This window comes from Pseudomonas sp. WP18, assembly GCF_036689585.1.
GTDB lineage: Bacteria > Pseudomonadota > Gammaproteobacteria > Pseudomonadales > Pseudomonadaceae > Aquipseudomonas > Aquipseudomonas chlororaphis_E.
The window spans coordinates 5,632,197-5,657,935 of record NZ_CP144758.1 but is presented as its reverse complement, the minus strand read 5'-3'; the positions used below and the strand labels follow the sequence as shown (position 1 = coordinate 5,657,935).

Annotated in this window: 19 protein-coding genes, 6 tRNA genes and 3 rRNA genes; 23 read left to right on the top strand and 5 right to left on the bottom strand. The window is 56.2% G+C overall.

All coding sequences use genetic code 11. The annotated features are described in order from the left end of the window. Positions 1-33: 33 nt before the first annotated feature. Genes V5F23_RS25285 through hemJ form a run of 3 tightly spaced genes read right to left on the bottom strand, consistent with a single transcriptional unit; the run spans position 34 to position 2,505 of the window. Positions 34-1,002, bottom strand: a complete 969-nt coding sequence (locus tag V5F23_RS25285) for a DUF805 domain-containing protein (RefSeq protein WP_042730272.1) — start codon at positions 1,000-1,002, stop codon at positions 34-36. Between the two features lie 53 nt (positions 1,003-1,055). Beyond that, positions 1,056-2,024, bottom strand: a complete 969-nt coding sequence (locus tag V5F23_RS25280) for a nitronate monooxygenase family protein (RefSeq protein WP_042730273.1) — start codon at positions 2,022-2,024, stop codon at positions 1,056-1,058. Positions 2,025-2,073: 49 nt separating this feature from the next. Next, a complete protein-coding gene (hemJ, locus tag V5F23_RS25275) occupies positions 2,074-2,505 on the bottom strand; it encodes a protoporphyrinogen oxidase HemJ (RefSeq protein WP_003177725.1) in 432 nt (143 codons plus the stop codon). Positions 2,506-2,639: 134 nt separating this feature from the next. On the opposite strand from hemJ, the gene argC reads away from it, so the two are divergent. Beyond that, positions 2,640-3,674 (top strand): N-acetyl-gamma-glutamyl-phosphate reductase, encoded by a 1,035-nt coding sequence (gene argC, locus V5F23_RS25270; protein WP_042730274.1) that lies wholly within the window; start codon positions 2,640-2,642, stop codon positions 3,672-3,674. A gap of 141 nt (positions 3,675-3,815) precedes the next feature. After that, the gene (gene erpA, locus V5F23_RS25265) at positions 3,816-4,166 is read left to right on the top strand and encodes an iron-sulfur cluster insertion protein ErpA (RefSeq protein WP_003177727.1); all 351 of its coding nucleotides are present in this window, start codon (positions 3,816-3,818) and stop codon (positions 4,164-4,166) included. A 68-nt stretch (positions 4,167-4,234) separates the two neighbouring features. Here erpA and V5F23_RS25260 read toward each other — a convergent pair whose 3' ends face one another. Together V5F23_RS25260 and V5F23_RS25255 are read right to left on the bottom strand one after the other, a co-directional pair. After that, positions 4,235-5,326: an anhydro-N-acetylmuramic acid kinase gene (locus tag V5F23_RS25260; RefSeq protein WP_338496918.1), complete on the bottom strand. Its 1,092-nt coding sequence runs from the start codon at positions 5,324-5,326 to the stop codon at positions 4,235-4,237. A 3-nt stretch (positions 5,327-5,329) separates the two neighbouring features. Then, the gene (locus V5F23_RS25255; protein ID WP_042730276.1) at positions 5,330-6,745 is read right to left on the bottom strand and encodes a peptidoglycan DD-metalloendopeptidase family protein; all 1,416 of its coding nucleotides are present in this window, start codon (positions 6,743-6,745) and stop codon (positions 5,330-5,332) included. Between the two features lie 210 nt (positions 6,746-6,955). Here V5F23_RS25255 and tyrS point away from each other — a divergent pair, with 210 nt between their 5' ends. The 21 genes from tyrS (at position 6,956) to rpoB (ending at position 25,712) form a co-directional block, all read left to right on the top strand. Further along, positions 6,956-8,155: a tyrosine--tRNA ligase gene (gene tyrS, locus V5F23_RS25250; protein ID WP_047738451.1), complete on the top strand. Its 1,200-nt coding sequence runs from the start codon at positions 6,956-6,958 to the stop codon at positions 8,153-8,155. 560 nt (positions 8,156-8,715) lie between these two features. Continuing rightward, a 16S ribosomal RNA gene (locus tag V5F23_RS25245) occupies positions 8,716-10,252 on the top strand. A gap of 123 nt (positions 10,253-10,375) precedes the next feature. Continuing rightward, a tRNA-Ile gene (locus tag V5F23_RS25240) sits at positions 10,376-10,452 on the top strand. A gap of 30 nt (positions 10,453-10,482) precedes the next feature. After that, positions 10,483-10,558, top strand: a tRNA-Ala gene (locus V5F23_RS25235). A gap of 246 nt (positions 10,559-10,804) precedes the next feature. Further along, positions 10,805-13,696: ribosomal RNA gene (locus V5F23_RS25230) — 23S ribosomal RNA — on the top strand. 137 nt (positions 13,697-13,833) lie between these two features. Beyond that, positions 13,834-13,949 (top strand): 5S ribosomal RNA (gene rrf / locus V5F23_RS25225). The 16S, 23S and 5S rRNA genes sit together here with 2 tRNA genes alongside, the layout of an rRNA operon. A 131-nt stretch (positions 13,950-14,080) precedes the next feature. Continuing rightward, the gene (gene birA / locus V5F23_RS25220) at positions 14,081-15,037 is read left to right on the top strand and encodes a bifunctional biotin--[acetyl-CoA-carboxylase] ligase/biotin operon repressor BirA (RefSeq protein WP_338496912.1); all 957 of its coding nucleotides are present in this window, start codon (positions 14,081-14,083) and stop codon (positions 15,035-15,037) included. Beyond that, positions 15,027-15,776: a pantothenate kinase gene (locus V5F23_RS25215; protein ID WP_338496910.1), complete on the top strand. Its 750-nt coding sequence runs from the start codon at positions 15,027-15,029 to the stop codon at positions 15,774-15,776. Before birA ends, V5F23_RS25215 begins: the two co-directional genes overlap by 11 nt. 7 nt (positions 15,777-15,783) lie before the next feature. After that, positions 15,784-16,239 carry a hypothetical protein gene (locus V5F23_RS25210; RefSeq protein WP_042732896.1) on the top strand — a complete coding sequence of 152 codons (456 nt, stop codon included), beginning with the start codon at positions 15,784-15,786 and terminating at the stop codon, positions 16,237-16,239. A gap of 142 nt (positions 16,240-16,381) precedes the next feature. Next, positions 16,382-16,466 (top strand) — tRNA-Tyr (locus V5F23_RS25205). A 25-nt stretch (positions 16,467-16,491) separates the two neighbouring features. Continuing rightward, positions 16,492-16,565 (top strand) — tRNA-Gly (locus tag V5F23_RS25200). 26 nt (positions 16,566-16,591) lie between these two features. Beyond that, positions 16,592-16,667: transfer RNA gene (locus V5F23_RS25195), tRNA-Thr, on the top strand. Between the two features lie 85 nt (positions 16,668-16,752). Then, positions 16,753-17,946 (top strand): elongation factor Tu, encoded by a 1,194-nt coding sequence (gene tuf / locus V5F23_RS25190; protein ID WP_047736380.1) that lies wholly within the window; start codon positions 16,753-16,755, stop codon positions 17,944-17,946. A gap of 53 nt (positions 17,947-17,999) precedes the next feature. Further along, a tRNA-Trp gene (locus V5F23_RS25185) sits at positions 18,000-18,075 on the top strand. Between the two features lie 44 nt (positions 18,076-18,119). Then, positions 18,120-18,488 (top strand): preprotein translocase subunit SecE, encoded by a 369-nt coding sequence (secE, locus tag V5F23_RS25180; RefSeq protein WP_003186101.1) that lies wholly within the window; start codon positions 18,120-18,122, stop codon positions 18,486-18,488. Positions 18,489-18,497: 9 nt separating this feature from the next. Next, positions 18,498-19,031: a transcription termination/antitermination protein NusG gene (gene nusG, locus V5F23_RS25175; protein ID WP_010443972.1), complete on the top strand. Its 534-nt coding sequence runs from the start codon at positions 18,498-18,500 to the stop codon at positions 19,029-19,031. A 117-nt stretch (positions 19,032-19,148) separates the two neighbouring features. Continuing rightward, complete coding sequence (rplK, locus tag V5F23_RS25170; protein ID WP_003176435.1) at positions 19,149-19,580, top strand: 50S ribosomal protein L11; 432 nt, start codon at positions 19,149-19,151, stop codon at positions 19,578-19,580. After that, complete coding sequence (gene rplA / locus V5F23_RS25165) at positions 19,580-20,275, top strand: 50S ribosomal protein L1 (protein WP_003186095.1); 696 nt, start codon at positions 19,580-19,582, stop codon at positions 20,273-20,275. Before rplK ends, rplA begins: the two co-directional genes overlap by 1 nt. Before the next feature lie 199 nt (positions 20,276-20,474). After that, positions 20,475-20,975 carry a 50S ribosomal protein L10 gene (rplJ, locus tag V5F23_RS25160; protein WP_003206099.1) on the top strand — a complete coding sequence of 167 codons (501 nt, stop codon included), beginning with the start codon at positions 20,475-20,477 and terminating at the stop codon, positions 20,973-20,975. Between the two features lie 78 nt (positions 20,976-21,053). Next, the gene (gene rplL / locus V5F23_RS25155; RefSeq protein ID WP_047739312.1) at positions 21,054-21,419 is read left to right on the top strand and encodes a 50S ribosomal protein L7/L12; all 366 of its coding nucleotides are present in this window, start codon (positions 21,054-21,056) and stop codon (positions 21,417-21,419) included. Positions 21,420-21,638: 219 nt separating this feature from the next. Further along, positions 21,639-25,712, top strand: a complete 4,074-nt coding sequence (gene rpoB / locus V5F23_RS25150; RefSeq protein ID WP_042730528.1) for a DNA-directed RNA polymerase subunit beta — start codon at positions 21,639-21,641, stop codon at positions 25,710-25,712. Positions 25,713-25,739 lie beyond the last annotated feature (27 nt).

The window sequence follows — 25,739 nt, the reverse complement described above, 5'->3', positions numbered from 1 at the left end:
AGTGGACTGGGCTGTCACCGGTACGCAGCGCGCTTATTGTTCCTCTTGTTCCTCTTCATAGTCTACAGAAGGAGAGGCGGGCTCGGCTGCCTCGGCAGCGGGTTCTGCGCTGGTCTCGTCGCTGGATTCACTGCTTTCGTAGCTGCTCAGGGAACTGGTGTCGTAGTCCTCGGAGAGGCCGCTGAAGGCCCCGGCCACGGCGCCAACGATCATCAGGACGATCAGCACGACCCATAGCCACGACAGAACCTTGACCGCGGTGCTGTTAGGCGGTGGCGGTGGGCCGTAGCGGTTGGGGCCGTCGTTGCCTGGCGCGCAGATCATCACGAGCGGGAAGACGCTGCCTACGAACGGCACCAGGTTGAGCAGCCACAGCCAGCCGGACCAGCCAATGTCATGCAGGCGCTGGACGCTGAACTGGATGCTCACGAAGGCAAAGCCGAGGAAGATGGCCCCGCCGATCAACCCGCCGACGATCATGGCCGCCAGCGAATTCGAAGCGAGGACCCATGACAGGCTGTACCAGAAGGCGATGCCGATGACGGGCAACATGGCGAGTGTCAGGACCATGGTCCAGGCCAGGTAGCGCAGGCGCCCGATACGGCCTTCGAAACTGAAGGGTTTGAGGGTGCTGTAGGTGGCGAGGCTTTCGCCAACGTCGGCCCGAGGGGGAGCGTAGGGGGAGACGGGATCAATGAGCGCGTCAGAGTGGCGTGCGCCTGGCTGCTGGGGCGAGTCCTGCACTTCGCCGAGGTCCAGTTGGAGAGATGGCTCTGCCTCGATCCGGGCATCGATTCCGCTTTTGTTCAGCGCTTCCAGGTATTTCTGGGCTTCGCTTTGGGACAGGTTGCTTTTGAGCGCAACCTTGCGGCCACTGAACAACCGCTCGATGGCGCTGACATCGCTCTTGAACAACTCGGCGAGGTTGAGTTTGGCTGTGGTGGTATCGACGCCCGGCATCAGGGCTCCGTCGAATACGATATTGAAACGGGTTTCACTCATGCCCGGCATCCTTGTCTCTAAATGGTTATGCAGCGGTTTTTGATCGGGGCAGTTCAGCGAGGCCATTGGCCGCCGAGCTGCGTCGCCCGGGCTTGCGCCTGGCGGTATTCTTTGTCCAGTCGGGCCACCAACTCATCGACGCTGGGCAGATCATGGATTTCCCCCACGCCCTGGCCGGCGGACCACACGGTTTTCCAGGCCTTGGCCTCATCGTTCAGCGGCTTGAGCTTCGAGCCAAAGTCGACTTCGCCTTTGCCCTGCAAGGCAGCGAGGTCGAAGCCGGCGTTTTCCAGGCTCTGGCGCATGAAGCTGGCCGGCACCCCGGATACCGCAGGAGTATGCACGATGTCTGCGGCTCTGGATGTGAGCAACATCTCTTTATAGGCGTCGGGCGCATGGCTTTCACGGGTGCCGATGAAGCGTGTCCCGAAATAGGCCAGGTCCGCGCCGAGCAACTGGGCGGCCAGTATCTGATGGCCGTGGTTCAGACAGCCCGCCAGCAGCAAGGTTTTATCGAAGAACTGGCGGATCTCGGCGACCAGCGAGAACGGGCTCCAGGTTCCGGCATGGCCCCCGGCGCCGGCCGCCACGGCGATCAGGCCATCAACGCCGGCTTCGGCTGCTTTCTCGGCGTGGCGCCGCGTGGTGACGTCGTGGAACACCAGGCCACCATAGCCATGCACGGCGTCCACCAGTTCCTTGACCGCGCCCAGGCTGGTGATGACGATCGGCACCTTGTGTTCGATGCAGATCGCCAGGTCGGCCTGAAGGCGCGGATTGCTGTGATGGACGATCAGGTTGACGGCGTAGGGGGCTGGATTCTCCAGCGCTGCCAGGCCTGCTTCGATTTCCTCCAGCCAGGCCTTGAAGCCACTGCTTTCGCGCTGGTTCAGTGCGGGAAAGCTGCCGACGATACCGTTTCGGCAGCAGGCCAGTACCAGCTGTGGATTGGAAATCAGGAACATCGGCGCAGCCACGACGGGCAAGCGCAGGCGTTGTTCGAGTAGAGCGGGCAGCGACATGAGAAGTACCCCGGATAAAGTAGTGCCGATTGGAAGGTTAGGCTTTGTCCTAGAACGGGCGAACCACGACCAGAATTACAATAGCCAGCAATATCAGAACCGGCACTTCATTGAACCAGCGATAAAAGACATGGCTGCGGGTGTTTTCGCCACGGGCGAAGCGTTTTACCTGGGCGCCGCACATGTGGTGATAACCGATCAGCAGCACCACCAGCGTCAGTTTGGCGTGCATCCAGCCACCCTGGGTGAAATACGCGCCGGCGTTCAGGCTCAGCAGCCCGATGCCGAACACCAGGGTGGCGATCATTGCCGGGCCCATGATGCCGCGATACAACTTGCGCTCCATCACGCTGAAGCGTTCCTGGCTGACGCTGTCCTCGCTTTGGGCGTGATAGACGAACAGGCGAGGCAGGTAGAACAGCCCTGCGAACCAGCAGACCATGCTGACGATGTGAAGTGCTTTGAGCCACAGATAGAGCATTTTGAGTTATTCCCAGATTCACGGTAGCCCGATAGTAGAGGTTAGAGCGGCCACACGTCACCTTGGCGGTTGTCGCGGCGCCGCGCGCCCCCTATCATCGACGGCTTTCCAGTGGGTTCGTTGAGGGCAGGTTTATGGTCAAGGTCGGTATCGTCGGCGGCACGGGTTACACCGGTGTCGAACTGCTGCGTCTATTGGCACAGCATCCGCAAGCTGAGGTAGTGGTCATTACCTCGCGATCCGAGGCTGGCCTGGCTGTCGCCGACCTGTATCCGAACCTGCGAGGCCACTACGATGGCCTGGCTTTCAGTGTTCCAGACATCGAGACCCTGGGCGCCTGCGACGTGGTGTTCTTCGCCACGCCTCACGGAGTTGCCCACGCCCTGGCGGGTGAGCTGCTGGCTGCGGGGACCAAGGTCATCGATCTGTCGGCGGACTTCCGCCTGCAGGATGCGGACGAGTGGGCCAAATGGTACGGCCAGCCCCACGGTGCGCCGCAGTTGCTCGAAGAAGCCGTCTACGGCCTGCCGGAAGTCAACCGCGAAAAAATAAAACAAGCGCGACTGATCGCGGTGCCGGGTTGCTATCCAACGGCAACACAGTTGGGCTTCCTGCCGCTGCTCGAAGCAGGCCTGGCCGATGCGTCGCGCTTGATCGCCGACTGTAAATCCGGTGTCAGCGGTGCCGGGCGTGGCGCCAGCGTAGGCTCGCTGTACTCCGAAACATCGGAGAGCATGAAGGCCTATGCCGTCAAAGGTCACCGGCATTTGCCGGAAATCCGCCAGGGCCTGCGCCGTGCCGCGGGCAAGGACGTCGGCCTGACCTTCGTCCCGCACCTGACGCCGATGATTCGCGGCATCCACTCCACTCTCTACGCAACCGTCGTCGATCGCTCGGTAGACTTGCAGGCGTTGTTCGAAAAACGCTATGCCAACGAACCGTTCGTGGACGTCATGCCGGCTGGCAGTCATCCGGAAACCCGCAGTGTGCGTGGCGCGAACGTTTGCCGTATCGCCGTGCACCGTCCGCAGGATGGTGACCTGGTGGTGGTGTTGTCGGTCATCGATAACCTGGTCAAGGGTGCATCGGGCCAGGCGGTGCAGAACATGAACATCCTGTTCGGGCTGGATGAGCGCCTGGGGTTGTCCCACGCGGGGATGTTGCCTTAAAGCCGTTTGAAAGCGGCAAGACTCCAGCCTGAAACCTGGAGCTTGCCACCGCGCTTCTAATAGTTGACCGATTTGGTAGGAGAAGCGGATAATGCCCGCCATCACGCATTATGGCGGCGTAAACGCCGGGAGATATTCAGCATGAGCGTCGAAACCTTCACCCCCACGGCTTTGCAATTTACCCACGGTGCTGCGCACAAGGTGAAGAGCCTGGTCGATGAAGAGGGCAATGATCGTTTGAAGCTGCGCGTATTTGTAACGGGCGGCGGTTGTTCCGGTTTCCAGTACGGGTTCACTTTTGATGAGGAAGTGGCCGAGGACGACACCATCGTGGAGCGCGAAGGCGTCAGCCTGGTGGTCGATCCAATGAGCTTCCAGTACCTGGCGGGTGCCGAGGTGGATTATCAGGAAGGCCTGGAAGGTTCGCGTTTCGTGATCAAGAACCCTAACGCTACCACGACGTGTGGGTGCGGCTCTTCGTTCTCGATCTGATTGCTTCAATCAAAAACGCCGCAGTGCCTTACGGCCCTGCGGCGTTTTGTTGTCTGCGATTCATAGGCTCAAGCGGGGTAGATGGCGCCGAGTACGCGAAGACCTCGTGCGCCGGTCACGCTTGGGCGGTTGCCGGGAATGCCATGAAGGCAGCAATGGGCCAGCCAAGCGAATGCCATGGCCTCCACCCAGTCCGGATCGACGCCGTATACCGCCGTACTGCTGACGCGGGTCTGCGGCAACAAGTCGGCCAAGCGCGTCATCAGCGCCTGGTTGTGCGCGCCGCCGCCGCAAACCAGCAGCTCTTCGGTATCTGACTGGGCCTGTCGCAAGGCGTCGACGATGGTCACCGCCGACAGTTCTAGCAGTGTGGCTTGCACGTTTTCGGGTGTGAAGGTCGGCAGGTGCGACAGGTGCCGGGCCAGCCAAGGCAGGTTGAATACCTCTCGCCCTGTACTCTTGGGGCCCGTGGTCACGAAGAAGGGGTCACCGAGCAGCGTTTTCAACAGGGTGGGTTCGACGTTGCCACTGGCGGCCCATTGGCCGTCGCGGTCAAAGTGTTCACCTTTCTGCTGATGTATCCAGGCATCGAGCAACACGTTGCCGGGGCCGCAATCGAAGCCGGTAACGGCTTTTCCTGGCTCGATCAGGCTGAGATTACTGAAGCCACCGACATTCAATACGGCCCGTTTGCCAGTTCGCTCTTCAAACAATGCTTCGTGAAACGCCGGTACCAGGGGCGCACCCTGCCCACCGGCGGCGACATCGCGGCTGCGAAAGTCGCTGACGATGCTGATTCCGGTCAACTCACTGAGCAGTGCCGGATTGCCGATCTGTACGGTAAAGCCCCGCGCCGGCTCATGGCGAATGGTCTGGCCATGGCTGCCAATCGCCGTAATGTCTTGTGGTTTGAGCTGCTGCTCGTTGAGCAAGGTGCGAACGCCCTGTGCGGCCAGCGTTACCCAGTTCTGCTGGGCGATGGCGGAGCGGGCAATCTCATCGGGCCCGCTGCTGCACAATTCGAGCAATTCGGCCCGCAGGGATGCGGGCATGGGTATGTAGTGCGTGGCGACCAGTTTGATCGCCGGAGCCAGTTCGACCAATGCGATATCCAGGCCGTCGAGGCTGGTCCCGGACATCACACCGATATAAAGCGCCATGGCCTAGCGCTTGCTCGAGGCGAGCAGGGTGGCTTTCTCTTGATCCATGCGTGCCATCAGCGGTTGGCTCTGAGCCAGGAAGCGGGCGCGCTCGGACTTGGCGATCGGATCGGCCATCGGCAGTTTCTGACCCAGTGGATCGACGTGGACGCCATTGACCTGGAATTCATAGTGCAGGTGCGGTCCGGTGGACAGGCCGGTGGTTCCGATATAGCCGATCACCTGGCCTTGCTTCACGGTGCCGCCAGTCTTCACGCCTTTGGCAAAGCCCTGCATGTGGCCGTACAGCGTCCGGTAAGTGTTGCCGTGCTGGATGATCACCGTGTTGCCATAGCCGCCGCGGCGGCCGGCCAACAGGACCTTGCCATCGCCGGCAGCCTTGATCGGCGTGCCCCGTGGTGCGGCGTAGTCGACGCCTTTGTGGGCGCGAATCTTGTTCAGGATCGGGTGCTTGCGGCCAGCGGAAAACTTGGAGCTGATGCGAGCAAAGTCAACCGGCGTACGGATGAATGCCTTGCGCATGCTGTTGCCGTCCGCCGTGTAGTAGCTGCTGTTACCCTGTTTATTGGTGTAGCGCACCGCAGTGTACGTCTTGCCACGGTTGGTGAAGCGTGCGGACAGGATCGGGCCGTTGCCGACGCTTTTGCCGTTGACCACCTTTTGCTCGTAGATGATGTCGAACTCGTCGCCCTGGCGAATATCCTGGGCGAAGTCGATGTCGTAGCCAAATACGTTGGCCATGTCCATGGTCAGGCTGTGGGACAGGCCGGCCCGGGCTGCCGATTGCGACAGCGAGCTGTTGATCACGCCATGTACATATGCCGAGCGAACGGTGGGTTTGGCGATGACGCGGTTGAATACATAGCCCTTGTCATTCTTGGTCAGGGTGATGCTTTCCAGGTCGCTCAACTTGGTGTGCAGGTTGTTCAACTGGCCATCTGGATTGAGTTCGAATTCGAGCTTCTGGCCGCGCTGCAGTTGAGTGAACTGCTTGGCTTGCTTGTCGCTGGCCAGGATTTCGTGGACCGATGTCGAAGGCAGGCCCACTTTTTCAAAGAGCGTAGAGAGGGTGTCGCCTTTAGCGACAATCACTTCGCGATGGTCCGGTCCTTTCTTTTCCTCGACCGCAGGAGCAACGGCCTGAGCGGTCTCGGGGGCGTCGTCGGCGTTGTTTTCAATCTGCGCAAAAGGGGAGGCTGCCGGTTCGTTTGTGGCTTGGACGGCTTCGGCAGCGTCTTGTTCTTGTGTCAGTTGTTCGGCAGGGCTTTCCAGTTCAAGGCTCAGCGTCGTCTTTTTGGCTTCCACGTCACTGGAGGGGAACACCAGGAGCGCCAGGCTAAGGAGGGCGGCGATACCACTTGCGGCAAGCAGGTGGGTCTTCGGGTAAAGCGGTGGCGCTTTAGACGGTTCGGTGGTCATAGGTAATTTGACTTTTGAAAAGATGAATTGGAAAAGATGAATGACATGATGAAGATGAAATAACTGTATAAAATATAACCAAATCCCCTTCGAAGCAAGCCCGCGGACGCTCTGTCCGTGGATTGGCGTCCGCGTGCCGGGCAAGCCTTGTATTTGGTGCGCGATATTGTATGGTTGGGGCCCTTTGAATCTGAGCCTTGCGGGTCTGTTATGAAGTCGGTTGAAGAGCAGCTAGCGCTGATCAAACGTGGTGCGGAAGAACTGTTGGTCGAGTCCGAGCTGATCGAAAAACTCAAGCGTGGGCAGCCGCTGCGTATCAAGGCCGGTTTCGACCCGACGGCGCCCGATCTGCACCTGGGGCATACCGTACTTATTAATAAGCTGCGCCAGTTCCAGGACCTGGGGCACCAGGTCATCTTCCTGATCGGTGACTTCACCGGGATGATTGGTGATCCGAGTGGCAAGAGTGCGACTCGTCCACCGCTGACTCGTGAGCAGGTTCTCGAGAATGCCGAGACCTACAAGGCGCAGGTTTTCAAGATTCTTGATCCGGCCAAGACCGAGGTGGCGTTCAACTCCACTTGGATGGATAAGATGGGGCCGGCGGACTTCATTCGCCTGACCTCCCAGTACACCGTGGCTCGTATGCTCGAGCGCGATGACTTCGATAAGCGCTACACCACCAATCAGCCCATCGCTATCCATGAATTCCTCTATCCGCTGGTGCAGGGGTACGACTCGGTCGCATTGCGGGCCGACGTCGAGTTGGGCGGTACGGATCAGAAGTTCAACCTGCTAATGGGACGTGAACTGCAGCGTGGTTATGGTCAGGAAGCTCAATGCATCTTGACCATGCCGTTGCTGGAAGGGCTGGATGGCGTGAAGAAGATGTCCAAGTCGCTGGGCAACTACGTCGGTATCCAGGAAGCGCCGGGCGTTATGTACGGAAAGTTGGTTTCCATTCCGGATGCTTTGATGTGGCGTTACTTCGAGCTGCTGAGTTTCCGCTCCATGGATGAGATCAACGCTTTCCGTGCCGATGTCGAGGCGGGGGCCAATCCGCGGGACATCAAGATCAAGCTGGCCGAGGAAATCGTTGCTCGTTTCCACGGTGAAGAAGCGGCGGCCAACGCCCATCGTGCGGCCGGTAACCGCATGAAGGATGGCGAGTTGCCGGATGATCTGCCGGAGATCGAACTGGCTGCGGCTGAAGATATGCCGATTGCGGCTGTTCTTAATAAGGCTGGCTTGGTCAAGAACGCCGCTGTGGCGCGTGATCTCCTGGGTTCGGGTGGCGTGCGTATCGATGGTGAGGTGGTTGATCGCGCCTTCCTATATAAGCTGGGCGCTACTCACGTATGTCAGGCTGGTAAGAAGGCTTTTGCGCGTATCACGCTGAAATCCGAATAAAGCTGAAATTAAGTGTTGACGGCAGATTCCAGACGTCTATAATTCGCCCCACTTCCGGCGCAGTCGAAACGAAAAACTCCTTGAGTTTCAATGAGTTAAACGATTTTAGGCAGTGCAGGGCTTCAGTTCATCGAAGTCCGGAAGCCGTGGATAAGGCGCGGTAGTTTGGCTTTATCAACGGTTCGATCCTCCCGGTCGAAAGCGGTGAAAAAGAGGTGTTGACGGCAGCGAACAACGCTGTAGAATTCGCCTCCCGCTAACGAGAGATCGAAAGCGCAAGTGGTTGAAGTTGTTAGTGTTTTCCACGGGAAACTTTGAAAAACTTCTTAAATAACCGCTTGACAGTAACGCCAGGCGCTGTAGAATGCGCGCCTCGGTTGAGACGAAAGAATCAACCACCGCTCTTTAACAACTGAATCAAGCAATTCGTGTGGGTGCTTGTGGAGTCAGACTGCTAGTCAACAGATTATCAGCATCACAAGTTACTCCGCGAGAAATCAAAGATGTAACCAACGATTGCTGAGCCAAGTTTAGGGTTTTCTCAAAACCCAAAGATGTTTGAACTGAAGAGTTTGATCATGGCTCAGATTGAACGCTGGCGGCAGGCCTAACACATGCAAGTCGAGCGGTAGAGAGGTGCTTGCACCTCTTGAGAGCGGCGGACGGGTGAGTAATGCCTAGGAATCTGCCTGGTAGTGGGGGATAACGTTCGGAAACGAACGCTAATACCGCATACGTCCTACGGGAGAAAGCAGGGGACCTTCGGGCCTTGCGCTATCAGATGAGCCTAGGTCGGATTAGCTAGTTGGTGAGGTAATGGCTCACCAAGGCGACGATCCGTAACTGGTCTGAGAGGATGATCAGTCACACTGGAACTGAGACACGGTCCAGACTCCTACGGGAGGCAGCAGTGGGGAATATTGGACAATGGGCGAAAGCCTGATCCAGCCATGCCGCGTGTGTGAAGAAGGTCTTCGGATTGTAAAGCACTTTAAGTTGGGAGGAAGGGTTGTAGATTAATACTCTGCAATTTTGACGTTACCGACAGAATAAGCACCGGCTAACTCTGTGCCAGCAGCCGCGGTAATACAGAGGGTGCAAGCGTTAATCGGAATTACTGGGCGTAAAGCGCGCGTAGGTGGTTCGTTAAGTTGGATGTGAAAGCCCCGGGCTCAACCTGGGAACTGCATTCAAAACTGTCGAGCTAGAGTATGGTAGAGGGTGGTGGAATTTCCTGTGTAGCGGTGAAATGCGTAGATATAGGAAGGAACACCAGTGGCGAAGGCGACCACCTGGACTGATACTGACACTGAGGTGCGAAAGCGTGGGGAGCAAACAGGATTAGATACCCTGGTAGTCCACGCCGTAAACGATGTCAACTAGCCGTTGGGAGCCTTGAGCTCTTAGTGGCGCAGCTAACGCATTAAGTTGACCGCCTGGGGAGTACGGCCGCAAGGTTAAAACTCAAATGAATTGACGGGGGCCCGCACAAGCGGTGGAGCATGTGGTTTAATTCGAAGCAACGCGAAGAACCTTACCAGGCCTTGACATCCAATGAACTTTCCAGAGATGGATTGGTGCCTTCGGGAGCATTGAGACAGGTGCTGCATGGCTGTCGTCAGCTCGTGTCGTGAGATGTTGGGTTAAGTCCCGTAACGAGCGCAACCCTTGTCCTTAGTTACCAGCACGTTATGGTGGGCACTCTAAGGAGACTGCCGGTGACAAACCGGAGGAAGGTGGGGATGACGTCAAGTCATCATGGCCCTTACGGCCTGGGCTACACACGTGCTACAATGGTCGGTACAGAGGGTTGCCAAGCCGCGAGGTGGAGCTAATCCCATAAAACCGATCGTAGTCCGGATCGCAGTCTGCAACTCGACTGCGTGAAGTCGGAATCGCTAGTAATCGCGAATCAGAATGTCGCGGTGAATACGTTCCCGGGCCTTGTACACACCGCCCGTCACACCATGGGAGTGGGTTGCACCAGAAGTAGCTAGTCTAACCTTCGGGGGGACGGTTACCACGGTGTGATTCATGACTGGGGTGAAGTCGTAACAAGGTAGCCGTAGGGGAACCTGCGGCTGGATCACCTCCTTAATCGACGACAGCAGCGGCTTCATGAGCTCCCACACGAATTGCTTGATTCATTGAAGAAGACGATTAGAAGCAGCTTTAAGCTCCAAGCTGATAGCGCACGCTAACAGTTACAAGCTCGAAATTGGGTCTGTAGCTCAGTTGGTTAGAGCGCACCCCTGATAAGGGTGAGGTCGGCAGTTCGAATCTGCCCAGACCCACCAATTTTGTGTGGGAAACGCCTGTAGAAATACGGGGCCATAGCTCAGCTGGGAGAGCGCCTGCCTTGCACGCAGGAGGTCAGCGGTTCGATCCCGCTTGGCTCCACCACTACTGCTTCTGAGACTGAAAGCTTAGAAATGAGCATTCCATCGACGTGATGGTGAATGTTGATTTCTGGTCTTTTGACTGGATCGTTCTTTAAAAATTTGGGTATGTGATAGAAAGATAGACTGAACGTTACTTTCACTGGTAACGGATCAGGCTAAGGTAAAATTTGTGAGCGTTCTTAATTGAGCATGCAAATTTTCGGCGAATGTCGTCTTCACAGTATAACCAGATTGCTTGGGGTTATATGGTCAAGTGAAGAAGCGCATACGGTGGATGCCTTGGCAGTCAGAGGCGATGAAAGACGTGGTAGCCTGCGAAAAGCTTCGGGGAGTCGGCAAACAGACTGTGATCCGGAGATGTCTGAATGGGGGAACCCAGCCATCATAAGATGGTTATCTTGCACTGAATACATAGGTGCAAGAGGCGAACCAGGGGAACTGAAACATCTAAGTACCCTGAGGAAAAGAAATCAACCGAGATTCCCTTAGTAGTGGCGAGCGAACGGGGACTAGCCCTTAAGCTTCTTTGATTTTAGCGGAACGCTCTGGAAAGTGCGGCCATAGTGGGTGATAGCCCTGTACGCGAAAGGATCTTAGAAGTGAAATCGAGTAGGACGGAGCACGAGAAACTTTGTCTGAATATGGGGGGACCATCCTCCAAGGCTAAATACTACTGACTGACCGATAGTGAACTAGTACCGTGAGGGAAAGGCGAAAAGAACCCCGGAGAGGGGAGTGAAATAGATCCTGAAACCGTATGCGTACAAGCAGTGGGAGCAGACTTTGTTCTGTGACTGCGTACCTTTTGTATAATGGGTCAGCGACTTATTTTCAGTGGCGAGCTTAACCGAATAGGGGAGGCGTAGCGAAAGCGAGTCTTAATAGGGCGTCTAGTCGCTGGGAATAGACCCGAAACCGGGCGATCTATCCATGGGCAGGTTGAAGGTTAGGTAACACTGACTGGAGGACCGAACCGACTACCGTTGAAAAGTTAGCGGATGACCTGTGGATCGGAGTGAAAGGCTAATCAAGCTCGGAGATAGCTGGTTCTCCTCGAAAGCTATTTAGGTAGCGCCTCATGTATCACTGTAGGGGGTAGAGCACTGTTTCGGCTAGGGGGTCATCCCGACTTACCAAACCGATGCAAACTCCGAATACCTACAAGTGCCGAGCATGGGAGACACACGGCGGGTGCTAACGTCCGTCGTGAAAAGGGAAACAACCCAGACCGTCAGCTAAGGTCCCAAAGTTATGGTTAAGTGGGAAACGATGTGGGAAGGCTTAGACAGCTAGGAGGTTGGCTTAGAAGCAGCCACCCTTTAAAGAAAGCGTAATAGCTCACTAGTCGAGTCGGCCTGCGCGGAAGATGTAACGGGGCTCAAACCATACACCGAAGCTACGGGTATCACGTAAGTGATGCGGTAGAGGAGCGTTCTGTAAGCCTGTGAAGGTGAGTTGAGAAGCTTGCTGGAGGTATCAGAAGTGCGAATGCTGACATGAGTAACGACAATGGGTGTGAAAAACACCCACGCCGAAAGACCAAGGTTTCCTGCGCAACGTTAATCGACGCAGGGTTAGTCGGTCCCTAAGGCGAGGCTGAAAAGCGTAGTCGATGGAAAACAGGTTAATATTCCTGTACTTCTGGTTATTGCGATGGAGGGACGGAGAAGGCTAGGCCAGCTTGGCGTTGGTTGTCCAAGTTTAAGGTGGTAGGCTGAAATCTTAGGTAAATCCGGGGTTTCAAGGCCGAGAGCTGATGACGAGTTACCCTTTGGGTGACGAAGTGGTTGATGCCATGCTTCCAAGAAAAGCTTCTAAGCTTCAGGTAACCAGGAACCGTACCCCAAACCGACACAGGTGGTTGGGTAGAGAATACCAAGGCGCTTGAGAGAACTCGGGTGAAGGAACTAGGCAAAATGGCACCGTAACTTCGGGAGAAGGTGCGCCGGTGAGGGTGAAGCACTTGCTGCGTAAGCCCACGCCGGTCGAAGATACCAGGCCGCTGCGACTGTTTATTAAAAACACAGCACTCTGCAAACACGAAAGTGGACGTATAGGGTGTGACGCCTGCCCGGTGCCGGAAGGTTAATTGATGGGGTTAGCTAACGCGAAGCTCTTGATCGAAGCCCCGGTAAACGGCGGCCGTAACTATAACGGTCCTAAGGTAGCGAAATTCCTTGTCGGGTAAGTTCCGACCTGCACGAATGGCGTAACGATGGCGGCGCTGTCTCCACCCGAGACTCAGTGAAATTGAAATCGCTGTGAAGATGCAGTGTATCCGCGGCTAGACGGAAAGACCCCGTGAACCTTTACTATAGCTTTGCACTGGACTTTGAATTTGCTTGTGTAGGATAGGTGGGAGGCTTTGAAGCGTGGACGCCAGTCTGCGTGGAGCCATCCTTGAAATACCACCCTGGCAACTTTGAGGTTCTAACTCAGGTCCGTTATCCGGATCGAGGACAGTGTATGGTGGGTAGTTTGACTGGGGCGGTCTCCTCCTAAAGAGTAACGGAGGAGTACGAAGGTGCGCTCAGACCGGTCGGAAATCGGTCGTAGAGTATAAAGGCAAAAGCGCGCTTGACTGCGAGACAGACACGTCGAGCAGGTACGAAAGTAGGTCTTAGTGATCCGGTGGTTCTGTATGGAAGGGCCATCGCTCAACGGATAAAAGGTACTCCGGGGATAACAGGCTGATACCGCCCAAGAGTTCATATCGACGGCGGTGTTTGGCACCTCGATGTCGGCTCATCACATCCTGGGGCTGAAGCCGGTCCCAAGGGTATGGCTGTTCGCCATTTAAAGTGGTACGCGAGCTGGGTTTAGAACGTCGTGAGACAGTTCGGTCCCTATCTGCCGTGGACGTTTGAGATTTGAGAGGGGCTGCTCCTAGTACGAGAGGACCGGAGTGGACGAACCTCTGGTGTTCCGGTTGTCACGCCAGTGGCATTGCCGGGTAGCTATGTTCGGAAAAGATAACCGCTGAAAGCATCTAAGCGGGAAACTTGCCTCAAGATGAGATCTCACTGGAGCCTTGAGCTCCCTGAAGGGCCGTCGAAGACTACGACGTTGATAGGCAGGGTGTGTAAGCGCTGTGAGGCGTTGAGCTAACCTGTACTAATTGCCCGTGAGGCTTGACCATATAACACCCAAGCAATTTGCGCTTAGAAAGCCAGATTGCGGTGTGGTGAAGACGAAACGAACCGAAAGTTTGCGGCTCACACCCGATCACATACCCGATTCGCTGGAGCGCTGAAAAGCGCGCTGGCTCAAGAATTTCTTGACGACCATAGAGCATTGGAACCACCTGATCCCATCCCGAACTCAGCAGTGAAACGATGCATCGCCGATGGTAGTGTGGGGTTTCCCCATGTGAGAGTAGGTCATCGTCAAGATTAAATTCCGAAACCCCAATTGCGAAAGCAGTTGGGGTTTTGTTTTGCCCGCAGGAAAGTCATTTTGTGTTTCTATGCAACCGTCTTGCGCATGGCTATCATGCGGGCCTCATTGTCAGGGCGCAGTCCGCATGCTCACGTTGCTAAAACTTCTCAAGGACGGTCGCTTTCATTCGGGTCAGGCGCTGGGTGCTGCGCTGGGTATCAGTCGTAGTGCTGTCTGGAAGCAACTACAGCACTTGGAGGCAGACTTGGGTCTATCGGTTCATAAGGTCCGAGGTAAGGGGTACCAGTTGGCCAAGCCGCTGTTGCTTCTGGATGTGGCGCAAATCTGTGCAAATGGCCTCTGTGAGTGGCCTGTTCATGTATTCGATTCCATCGACTCCACCAACGCCGAGGCGTTGCGTTCCATCGAGCGTGGTGTCCAGGCGCCGTTCCTGGTTCTGGCTGAGAGGCAGATAGCCGGGCGCGGTCGTCGCGGTCGCAAGTGGGTCAGTCCGTTTGCAGACAATCTCTATCACAGCCTGGTGTTGCGCATTGACGGTGGCATGCGCCAGATAGAAGGGCTGAGCCTCGTTGTAGGGCTTGCTGTCATGCATGCGCTGCGCGACATGGGAATTGCGGAAGCGGCATTGAAATGGCCCAACGACGTCCTGGTGGGTGACAAGAAGATCGCTGGCATCCTGCTTGAGTTGGTGGGAGATCCGGCGGATGTTTGTCATGTGGTTCTGGGTGTAGGCATTAACGTGAATATGCGCTCGACTGACGAGGTCGATCAGCAGTGGACATCCATGAGTCTTGAGTCGGGTCGAGATTTTGATCGCAATGAGCTTGTGGCTCGCTTGGGTGCGAAGCTTCAGCAATATCTGGCGCTTCATCACGAGGCGGGGTTTGCTGCGATCCAGTCGGAGTGGGAGAGGTTTCACTTGTGGCAGGGGCGGGCTGTGTCGCTAATCGCTGGAGTCAATCGAATCGACGGCGTTGTCATGGGGATCGATCACCAAGGTGCGCTGCGTTTGAAGGTGGATGGTGTGGAAAAAACATTTAGCGGCGGTGAGCTCAGCTTGAGGTTGCGTGATGATTCTTGAGCTCGATTGCGGCAATAGCTTTATCAAGTGGCGTGTACTTCGCTCTGATGCGGTAACGCCTATTGAAGGAGGTGTTGTCAGCTCTGATGGCGATCTGTTGGTGAGCCTGAAGGATGCCGAAAAATTCCAGTTGAAGAAGTGCCGGCTGGTGAGTGTTCGGACGCCGGAAGAAACTGACTCGCTGGTTGCCATGTTAGTTGATGCATTTGGCGTGTCCGTGGTTCGTGCCGTACCCACTCGCGAGATGGCGGGCGTGCGAAACGGCTATGAAGACTTTGAACGGTTGGGGCTGGATCGATGGCTAGCCCTTCTCGGCGGATACCATCTTGCTGCAGGTGCATGCCTGGTGCTTGATTTCGGTACGGCGATCACCGCCGATTTCGTGGCGGCAGATGGTGAGCACCTCGGAGGGTTTATCTGTCCTGGTATGCCGTTGATGCGTAACCAATTGCGCACCCATACTCGGCGAATTCGCTACGACGATACTGCCGCTGAGCGGGCCCACGAGAGCCTCGCTCCTGGTCGCACGACCGTCGAGGCTGTGGAGCGTGGTTGTTTGCTGATGCTCAGGGGCTTCGTCCTGACTCAGCTTGAGCTCGCGCGGCAATATTGGGGGCAGGACTTCGTGGTGTTCCTCACCGGAGGCGATGCCAGTCTTGTTTCCGGCGTTGTCCCTGGTGCCAGAGTGGTGCCTGACTTGGTTTTTGTCGGGCTGGCGATGGCCTGTCCTTTATCTTGAGGTTTCTATGCGCTGGCTGTTTCTGTTATTGCTGGTTTTGAATGTCTTTTATTACGTTTGGCACCAGCAAGAGGCGCCCCTCCGAGCCAAGGATGTCACTCCGCTGAGTTTGTATCGTGGCTCCCAGCAAGATATTCATCTCTTGAGCGAAACAGCAGATGCGCTTGCCCGGCGCGACTCTACAAGCGCTGAGGCGCAAAAAACTTCGTGCGTCTACCTGGGTGGTTTGGCGCGTCCGGAAATGGCCAGGCAATTGGAGCAGCGCCTGGCGGCATCGGGTGTCGTAGCTCGCCCCGTGACATTGGGCGTGCAAAACTCATCTGAGAATGCTGGTTTCTGGGTTCAGGTTTCGCCAGACAGCGGTGCGAAGGTGAATGAAACCCTGGTTCAAAACCTTTCTAAAGAATTCAATGAGTTAAAACATAAAATAATGCCTTGTGAGGGGGTTGCACCTGCTGGGTAGTTTGCATAGAATGGCGCCCGCTTCGCAGTGAAGACCTTTACCGGTTGGCACGTCGAAGCGTAGTCAACGCAGCTAACCTCAGGTTTTTAATGAGAAAATGCTTGACAGAAGGCTGGCATGATATAGAATGCCGGCTCGCTTAGGAGGGGTTCCCGAGCGGCCAAAGGGATCAGACTGTAAATCTGACGTCTACGACTTCGAAGGTTCGAATCCTTCCCCCTCCACCAGTTTCTAGCGTGAGCTGCAGGCTCCGCGGGTATAGTTTAGTGGTAGAACCTCAGCCTTCCAAGCTGATGATGCGGGTTCGATTCCCGCTACCCGCTCCAAACTTGCAGGTCGTGCAAAGTGTTTCGCTCTTGTAGCTCAGTTGGTAGAGCACACCCTTGGTAAGGGTGAGGTCAGCGGTTCAAATCCGCTCAAGAGCTCCATATAACAAGGCAGATATGAAAATATCTGCCTTTGTTTTAATGGCTTGTGTGACTCGCTAAATTTCTTCTCCTAAGGGTGATTTCGATGGCTAAGGAAAAGTTCGAACGTAATAAGCCGCACGTCAACGTGGGTACCATTGGTCACGTCGACCACGGTAAAACCACTCTGACCGCTGCTCTGACCCGTGTCTGCTCCGAAGTTTTCGGTTCGGCCAAGGTTGACTTCGACAAGATCGACAGCGCCCCGGAAGAGAAAGCTCGCGGTATCACCATCAACACCGCTCACGTTGAATACGATTCGTCCGTGCGTCACTACGCACACGTTGACTGCCCAGGTCACGCCGACTACGTAAAAAACATGATCACCGGTGCTGCCCAGATGGACGGCGCGATCCTGGTTTGCTCGGCTGCCGATGGTCCGATGCCACAAACCCGTGAGCACATCCTGCTGTCCCGTCAGGTAGGCGTTCCGTACATCGTTGTCTTCCTGAACAAGGCTGACATGGTTGACGACGCTGAGCTGCTGGAACTGGTTGAGATGGAAGTGCGCGACCTGCTGAGCACTTACGACTTCCCAGGTGATGACACTCCAATCATCATTGGTTCGGCTCTGATGGCCCTGAACGGCCAAGACGACAACGAAATGGGCACCAGCGCTGTGAAGAAGCTGGTTGAAACTCTGGACAGCTACATCCCAGAGCCAGAGCGTGCTATCGACAAGCCGTTCCTGATGCCAATCGAAGACGTCTTCTCGATCTCCGGTCGCGGTACTGTTGTGACTGGTCGTGTTGAGCGTGGCATCGTCCGCATCCAGGAAGAAGTTGAGATCGTCGGTCTGCGCGACACTCAGAAAACTACCTGCACCGGCGTTGAAATGTTCCGCAAGCTGCTCGACGAAGGTCGTGCTGGCGAGAACTGCGGTGTGCTGCTGCGCGGCACCAAGCGTGACGACGTTGAGCGTGGCCAGGTTCTGGTCAAGCCAGGCACCGTCAAGCCGCACACCAAGTTCACCGCAGAAGTTTACGTTCTGAGCAAGGAAGAAGGCGGTCGTCATACTCCGTTCTTCAAAGGCTACCGTCCACAGTTCTACTTCCGTACAACTGACGTGACTGGTAACTGCGAGCTGCCAGAAGGCGTTGAAATGGTAATGCCAGGTGACAACATCCAGATGACTGTCACTCTGATCAAGACTATCGCGATGGAAGACGGTCTGCGTTTCGCTATCCGTGAAGGCGGTCGTACCGTCGGCGCTGGCGTCGTAGCCAAAGTCATCGAGTAAACAGTTGTAATGTCTTTTTCGGGCCGGCATAATGGTCGGCCTGATTTTGTTTTAGGTCAGTAGCTCAATTGGCAGAGCGACGGTCTCCAAAACCGTAGGTTGGGGGTTCGATTCCCTCCTGACCTGCCAGATTCACTCGGTGTGTCTGGCTTTCTTTTCACAGGATCTGATAGATGACTCCTAAAGCTGAAGCTCAAGGCTCTCGCTTCGATCTGCTTAAGTGGCTAGTGGTAGTCGCTTTGGTGGTTGTTGGCGTTGTTGGCAATCAGTATTACTCTGCTTCGCCGATCCTGTACCGCGTACTTGCATTGCTCGCCATTGCTGCCGTTGCTGCCTTCGTTGGTCTGCAGACAGCCAAGGGCAAGTCTTTCTTTGTACTCGCTAAGGAAGCTCGCACCGAGATTCGTAAAGTCGTATGGCCGACTCGCCAAGAGACCACGCAGACCACGCTGATTGTCGTGGCTGTTGTCCTGGTCATGGCGTTGCTGTTGTGGGGTCTTGATTCCCTGCTCGGTTGGCTTGTTTCCTTGATTGTTGGCTAAGGGTGTCCCGTGGCTAAGCGTTGGTACGTTGTGCATGCTTACTCGGGTTACGAGAAGCATGTCATGCGCTCGCTGATTGAGCGCGTAAAGCTGGCTGGCATGGAAGACGGCTTTGGCGAGATTCTGGTCCCCACTGAAGAAGTGGTTGAGATGCGTAATGGCCAGAAGCGCAAAAGTGAACGCAAGTTCTTTCCAGGCTACGTGCTGGTACAGATGGATATGAACGAAGGGACTTGGCACTTGGTCAAGGATACCCCTCGGGTGATGGGTTTCATTGGCGGTACCGCTGATAAGCCTGCGCCAATTACTGACAAAGAGGCAGAAGCCATTCTGCGTCGTGTTGCTGATGGTAGCGACAAGCCTAAGCCGAAAACGCTGTTTGAGCCGGGTGAAGTGGTTCGCGTCACCGACGGTCCATTCGCCGACTTTAACGGTACGGTTGAAGAAGTTAACTACGAAAAGAGCCGGATCCAAGTGGCAGTGCTCATTTTCGGACGCTCTACTCCGGTAGAGCTCGAGTTCAGTCAGGTCGAAAAGGTCTGATTGAGCAGGCATCCCAACCCCGCAGCCCTAGGCTGTGGGGTTTTGTCGTCACTGGGATAAACGCGCAAGTAACCGGGGAGCCTTTCGAGGCGTTCGAACCCGTAATTGGAGTGCCTCATGGCCAAGAAGATTACCGCTTACATCAAGCTGCAAGTGAAGGCCGCTCAGGCTAACCCAAGCCCACCTGTTGGTCCTGCTCTGGGTCAGCACGGCGTGAACATCATGGAATTCTGCAAGGCTTTCAACGCCCGTACTCAGGGTCTTGAGCCAGGTCTGCCGACTCCAGTGATCATCACTGTCTACAGCGACCGTAGCTTCACTTTCGAAACAAAAAGCACCCCTGCTTCGGTTCTGCTGAAGAAGGCTGCAGGTTTGACCAGCGGTTCCGCTCGTCCAAACACCGTTAAGGTTGGCACCGTTACCCGTGCTCAGCTGGAAGAAATCGCGAAAACCAAAAACGCGGATCTGACTGCAGCTGATATGGATGCAGCCGTGCGTACTATCGCCGGTTCTGCTCGTAGCATGGGCCTTAACGTGGAGGGTGTGTAATGGCTAAGCTGACCAAGCGTCAAAAGGCTATCGCCGGCAAAATCGAAGCAGGCAAGGCCTACAACTTTGTAGACGCCGCCGCTCTGCTGGCTGAGCTGTCGACTGTCAAGTTCAGCGAGTCGTTCGACGTTGCTGTAAACCTGGGCGTTGACCCACGTAAATCCGACCAGGTCGTTCGTAGCGCTACCGTGCTGCCACACGGCACTGGCAAGACCGTTCGTGTTGCCGTGTTCACCCAGGGTCCAGCGGCTGAAGCTGCTCTGGCTGCTGGCGCTGACCGCGTAGGCATGGACGATCTGGCTGCTGAAATGAAGGGCGGCGACCTGAACTACGACGTAGTGATCGCATCCCCGGATGCCATGCGCGTTGTGGGTCAGTTGGGTCAGATCCTCGGTCCACGTGGTCTGATGCCTAACCCTAAAGTCGGCACCGTAACACCAGACGTAGCTACCGCGGTCAAGAACGCCAAGGCTGGTCAGGTTCGTTATCGCACCGACAAAAACGGCATCATCCACACTTCCGTTGGCAAGATCGGCTTCGACGCCGTCAAGCTGAAGGAAAACGTTGAAGCCCTGATCGCTGATCTGAAGCGTATCAAGCCAGCTTCCTCGAAAGGTATCTACGTCAAGCGCGTTACCCTGAGCACCACCATGGGCCCAGGTCTGGTCATCGATCAGAGCTCGCTCGACGCGTAAGACTTAAGGTTGGCGCAAGCAATTGCGTCAATCGAAAAATTGGGGTCCCTGCCTGGCGGGGGCTGTCCAAGACCGTAGGCGACGCAAGTCTTAAACCACAAGCCTACGCAGATGGTGCTCCCGGTTCCTTACCGAATCAGACACCAAAACGACATTCGGTTCCGACCGAATGAAACGGTAACAAGCAGGAGTTAAACCCGTGGCAATTAAACTCGAAGACAAGAAGGCCATCGTCGCTGAAGTCAACGAGGCTGCCAAAGCTGCTCTGTCCGCTGTCGTGGCTGATGCCCGTGGCGTAACAGTAGGCGCAATGACCGGACTCCGTAAAGAGGCTCGTGAAGCTGGCGTTTACGTACGTGTTGTACGTAACACCCTGCTCAAGCGCGCTGTTGCTGACACTGAATACAGTGTTCTCAACGACGTGTTCACCGGCCCGACCTTGATCGCGTTCTCCACCCAACATCCTGGCGCTGCTGCCCGTTTGTTCAAGGAATTCGCCAAAGGTCAGGACAAGTTCGAGATTAAGGCAGCTGCGTTCGAGGGCAAGTTCCTCGCAGCTAACCAGATCGACGTACTGGCAACTCTGCCGACCCGTGACGAAGCAATTTCTCAGCTGATGAGCGTGATTCAAGGCGCAACCAGCAAATTGGCTCGTACTCTGGCGGCATTGCGCGACCAGAAAGAAGCTGCCGCAGCCTAAGGCTCGACACTCCTTTCCGCGTTTTTTGTTTATTTCGATGGTCGCGTAGGCCGTCCCCCAATCCAGGAATTTAGATTCATGTCTATCTCTCAAAACGATATCCTCGAAGCCGTTGGCAACATGTCCGTAATGGAAGTTGTTGAGCTGATCAAAGCTTTCGAAGAAAAATTCGGCGTTACCGCTGCTGCTGCTTCTGCCGGCCCAGCTGTTGCTGTTGCTGCTGCTGAAGAGCAAACCGAGTTCAACGTTATCCTGACCGCCGCTGGCGAGAAGAAAGTTAACGTGATCAAGGCTGTTCGTGAGCTGACCGGTCTGGGCCTGAAAGAAGCCAAGGAGAAGGTTGACACCGCTCCTCAGGTCATCTCCGAAGGCGTTACCAAAGAAGTTGCTGAAGACGCCAAGAAGAAGCTGGAAGAAGCAGGCGCTGCTGTCGAAATCAAGTAATTTCGACCTTGCGTCTCCAGCCCGAGCGTTAAGCGACAGGCTGATGGCTGGTGGCTCTTGCCACCGGCCTTTTTCCGTTATTGGCAGCCGACTGGGTTGGTGCTGGTAACGAGCTGTAACCACCCGATGTGGTGGCGCAAACCATGGGGTTTGCACGATTTTCTGGCTGCTCCCGTCGGGAGAGGCCAAACAAGCAGGTGACCAAGCTGGGGAACGCTGATGGCTTACTCATATACTGAGAAAAAACGTATCCGCAAGGACTTTAGCAAGTTGCCGGACGTCATGGATGTGCCGTACCTCCTGGCCATCCAGCTGGATTCGTATCGTGAATTCTTGCAAGCGGGAGCGACTAAAGATCAGTTCCGCGACGTGGGCCTGCATGCGGCCTTCAAATCCGTTTTCCCGATCATCAGCTACTCCGGCAATGCTGCGCTGGAGTACGTCGGTTATCGCCTGGGCGAACCGGCATTTGATGTCAAAGAATGCGTATTGCGCGGTGTAACTTACGCCGTACCTTTGCGGGTAAAAGTGCGCCTGATCATTTTCGACAAAGAATCGTCGAACAAAGCGATCAAGGACATCAAAGAGCAAGAAGTCTACATGGGTGAAATCCCCCTGATGACTGAGAACGGTACCTTCGTAATCAACGGTACCGAGCGTGTAATCGTTTCCCAGCTGCACCGTTCTCCGGGCGTGTTCTTCGACCACGACCGTGGCAAGACGCACAGCTCCGGCAAACTGCTTTACTCCGCGCGCATCATTCCTTACCGCGGTTCGTGGTTGGACTTCGAGTTCGACCCGAAAGACTGCGTCTTCGTGCGTATCGACCGTCGTCGCAAGCTGCCGGCTTCGGTACTGCTGCGCGCGCTCGGCTATACCACCGAGGAAGTGCTGGACGCGTTCTACACCACCAACGTCTTCCACGTGCAGGGTGAAAACCTCAGCCTGGAACTGGTGCCTCAGCGCCTGCGCGGTGAAATCGCGGTCCTGGACATCCAGGACGACAAAGGCAAGGTTATTGTCGAGCAGGGTCGTCGTATTACCGCTCGCCACATCAACCAGCTGGAAAAAGCCGGGATCAAAGAGCTGCAGGTGCCGATGGACTACGTCCTGGGTCGCACCACGGCGAAGGCCATCGTGCATCCGGCTACTGGCGAAATCATTGCAGAGTGCAACACCGAGCTGTCCGTCGAAATCCTGGCGAAAATCGTCAAGGCTCAGGTCGTTCGTATCGAAACCCTGTACACCAACGATATCGACTGCGGTCCGTTCATCTCTGACACGCTGAAGATCGACTCCACCGGCAACCAGCTGGAAGCCCTGGTCGAGATCTATCGCATGATGCGTCCTGGCGAGCCGCCAACCAAGGATGCAGCCGAGACCCTGTTCAACAACCTGTTCTTCAGCCCTGAGCGCTATGATCTGTCTGCGGTCGGCCGGATGAAGTTCAACCGTCGTATCGGTCGTACCGAGATCGAAGGTTCGGGCGTGCTGAACAAGGATGACATCGTTGCGGTCCTCAAGACCCTGGTCGACATCCGTAACGGCAAAGGCATCGTCGATGACATCGACCACCTGGGTAACCGCCGTGTTCGCTGCGTAGGCGAAATGGCCGAGAACCAGTTCCGCGTTGGCCTGGTGCGTGTAGAGCGTGCGGTCAAGGAACGCCTGTCGATGGCTGAAAGCGAAGGCCTGATGCCGCAAGACCTGATCAACGCCAAGCCAGTGGCTGCGGCGGTGAAGGAGTTCTTCGGTTCGAGCCAGCTGTCCCAGTTCATGGACCAGAACAACCCGCTGTCCGAGATCACCCACAAGCGTCGCGTCTCCGCACTCGGCCCAGGTGGTCTGACCCGTGAGCGCGCAGGCTTCGAAGTTCGTGACGTACACCCGACCCACTACGGTCGTGTATGCCCGATCGAGACGCCGGAAGGTCCGAACATCGGTCTGATCAACTCCCTGGCAGCCTATGCGCGCACCAACCAGTACGGCTTCCTCGAGAGCCCGTACCGTGTGGTGAAAGACGCCCTGGTGACCGACGAGATCGTGTTCCTGTCCGCCATCGAAGAGGCCGATCACGTGATCGCCCAGGCTTCGGCCACGATGAACGACAAGAAAGTCCTGGTCGACGAGCTGGTTGCTGTTCGTCACCTGAACGAGTTCACCGTCAAGGCGCCGGAAGACGTCACCTTGATGGACGTGTCGCCCAAGCAGGTTGTTTCGGTGGCTGCGTCGCTGATCCCGTTCCTCGAGCACGACGACGCCAACCGTGCGTTGATGGGTTCGAACATGCAGCGTCAGGCTGTACCGACCCTGCGTGCCGACAAGCCGCTGGTGGGTACCGGCATGGAACGTAACGTTGCTCGCGACTCCGGCGTTTGCGTCGTGGCTCGTCGTGGCGGTGTGATCGATTCCGTCGATGCCAGCCGTATCGTGGTTCGTGTTGCCGATGACGAAGTTGAAACGGGCGAAGCCGGTGTCGACATCTACAACCTGACCAAATACACCCGCTCCAACCAGAACACCTGCATCAACCAGCGTCCGCTGGTCAGCAAGGGTGATCGGGTTCAGCGCAGCGACATCATGGCTGACGGTCCGTCCACCGACATGGGTGAACTGGCGCTGGGCCAGAACATGCGCATCGCGTTCATGGCGTGGAACGGCTTCAACTTCGAAGACTCCATCTGCCTGTCCGAGCGTGTGGTTCAGGAAGACCGCTTCACCACGATCCACATTCAGGAACTGACCTGTGTGGCTCGTGACACCAAGCTTGGCCCAGAAGAAATCACTGCGGACATCCCGAACGTGGGTGAGGCTGCACTGAACAAGCTGGACGAAGCCGGTATCGTTTATGTAGGTGCCGAAGTCGGCGCAGGCGACATCCTGGTGGGCAAGGTCACTCCGAAAGGCGAGACCCAGCTGACGCCGGAAGAAAAACTGCTGCGTGCCATCTTCGGTGAAAAAGCCAGCGACGTGAAGGACACCTCCCTGCGTGTGCCGACTGGCACCAAGGGTACCGTCATCGACGTACAGGTCTTCACTCGCGACGGCGTCGAGCGTGATGCTCGTGCATTGTCCATCGAGAAGACTCAGCTCGACGAGATCCGCAAGGACCTGAACGAAGAGTTCCGTATCGTTGAAGGGGCGACTTTCGAACGTCTGCGTGCTGCGCTGGTTGGCCACAAGGCCGAAGGCGGCGCCGGCTTGAAGAAAGGTCAGGAAATCACCGACGAAGTCCTCGACGGTCTTGAGCACGGCCAGTGGTTCAAACTGCGCATGGCTGAAGACGCTCTGAACGAGCAGCTCGAGAAGGCGCAGGCCTACATCGTTGATCGCCGCCGTCTGCTGGACGACAAGTTCGAAGACAAGAAGCGCAAACTGCAGCAGGGCGATGACCTGGCTCCAGGCGTGCTGAAAATCGTCAAGGTCTACCTGGCAATCCGTCGTCGCATCCAGCCGGGCGACAAGATGGCCGGTCGTCACGGTAACAAAGGTGTGGTCTCCGTGATCATGCCGGTTGAAGACATGCCGCACGATGCCAATGGCACCCCGGTCGATGTGGTCCTCAACCCGTTGGGCGTACCTTCGCGTATGAACGTTGGTCAGATCCTTGAAACCCACCTGGGCCTCGCGGCCAAGGGCCTGGGTGAGAAGATCAACCGTATGGTCGAAGAGCAGCGCAAGGTCGCGGACCTGCGTAAGTTCCTGCACGAGATCTACAACGAGATCGGCGGTCGCAACGAAGAGCTGGACACCTTCTCCGACCAGGAAATCCTGGACCTGGCGAAGAACCTGCGCGGCGGCGTTCCAATGGCGACTCCGGTGTTCGACGGTGCCAAGGAAAGCGAAATCAAGGCCATGCTGAAACTGGCAGACCTGCCGGAAAGCGGCCAGATGCAGCTGTTCGACGGCCGTACCGGCAACAAGTTCGAGCGTCCGGTTACCGTTGGCTACATGTACATGCTGAAGCTGAACCACTTGGTAGACGACAAGATGCACGCTCGTTCTACCGGTTCTTACAGCCTGGTTACCCAGCAGCCGCTGGGTGGTAAGGCGCAGTTCGGTGGTCAGCGTTTCGGGGAGATGGAGGTCTGGGCGCTGGAAGCGTACGGTGCTGCCTACACTCTGCAAGAAATGCTCACAGTGAAGTCGGACGATGTGAACGGCCGGACCAAGATGTACAAAAACATCGTGGACGGCGATCACCGTATGGAGCCGGGCATGCCCGAGTCCTTCAACGTGTTGATCAAGGAAATTCGTTCCCTCGGCATCGATATCGATCTGGAAACCGAATAACACGTGACGCGAATCGAGAGCGGGGCT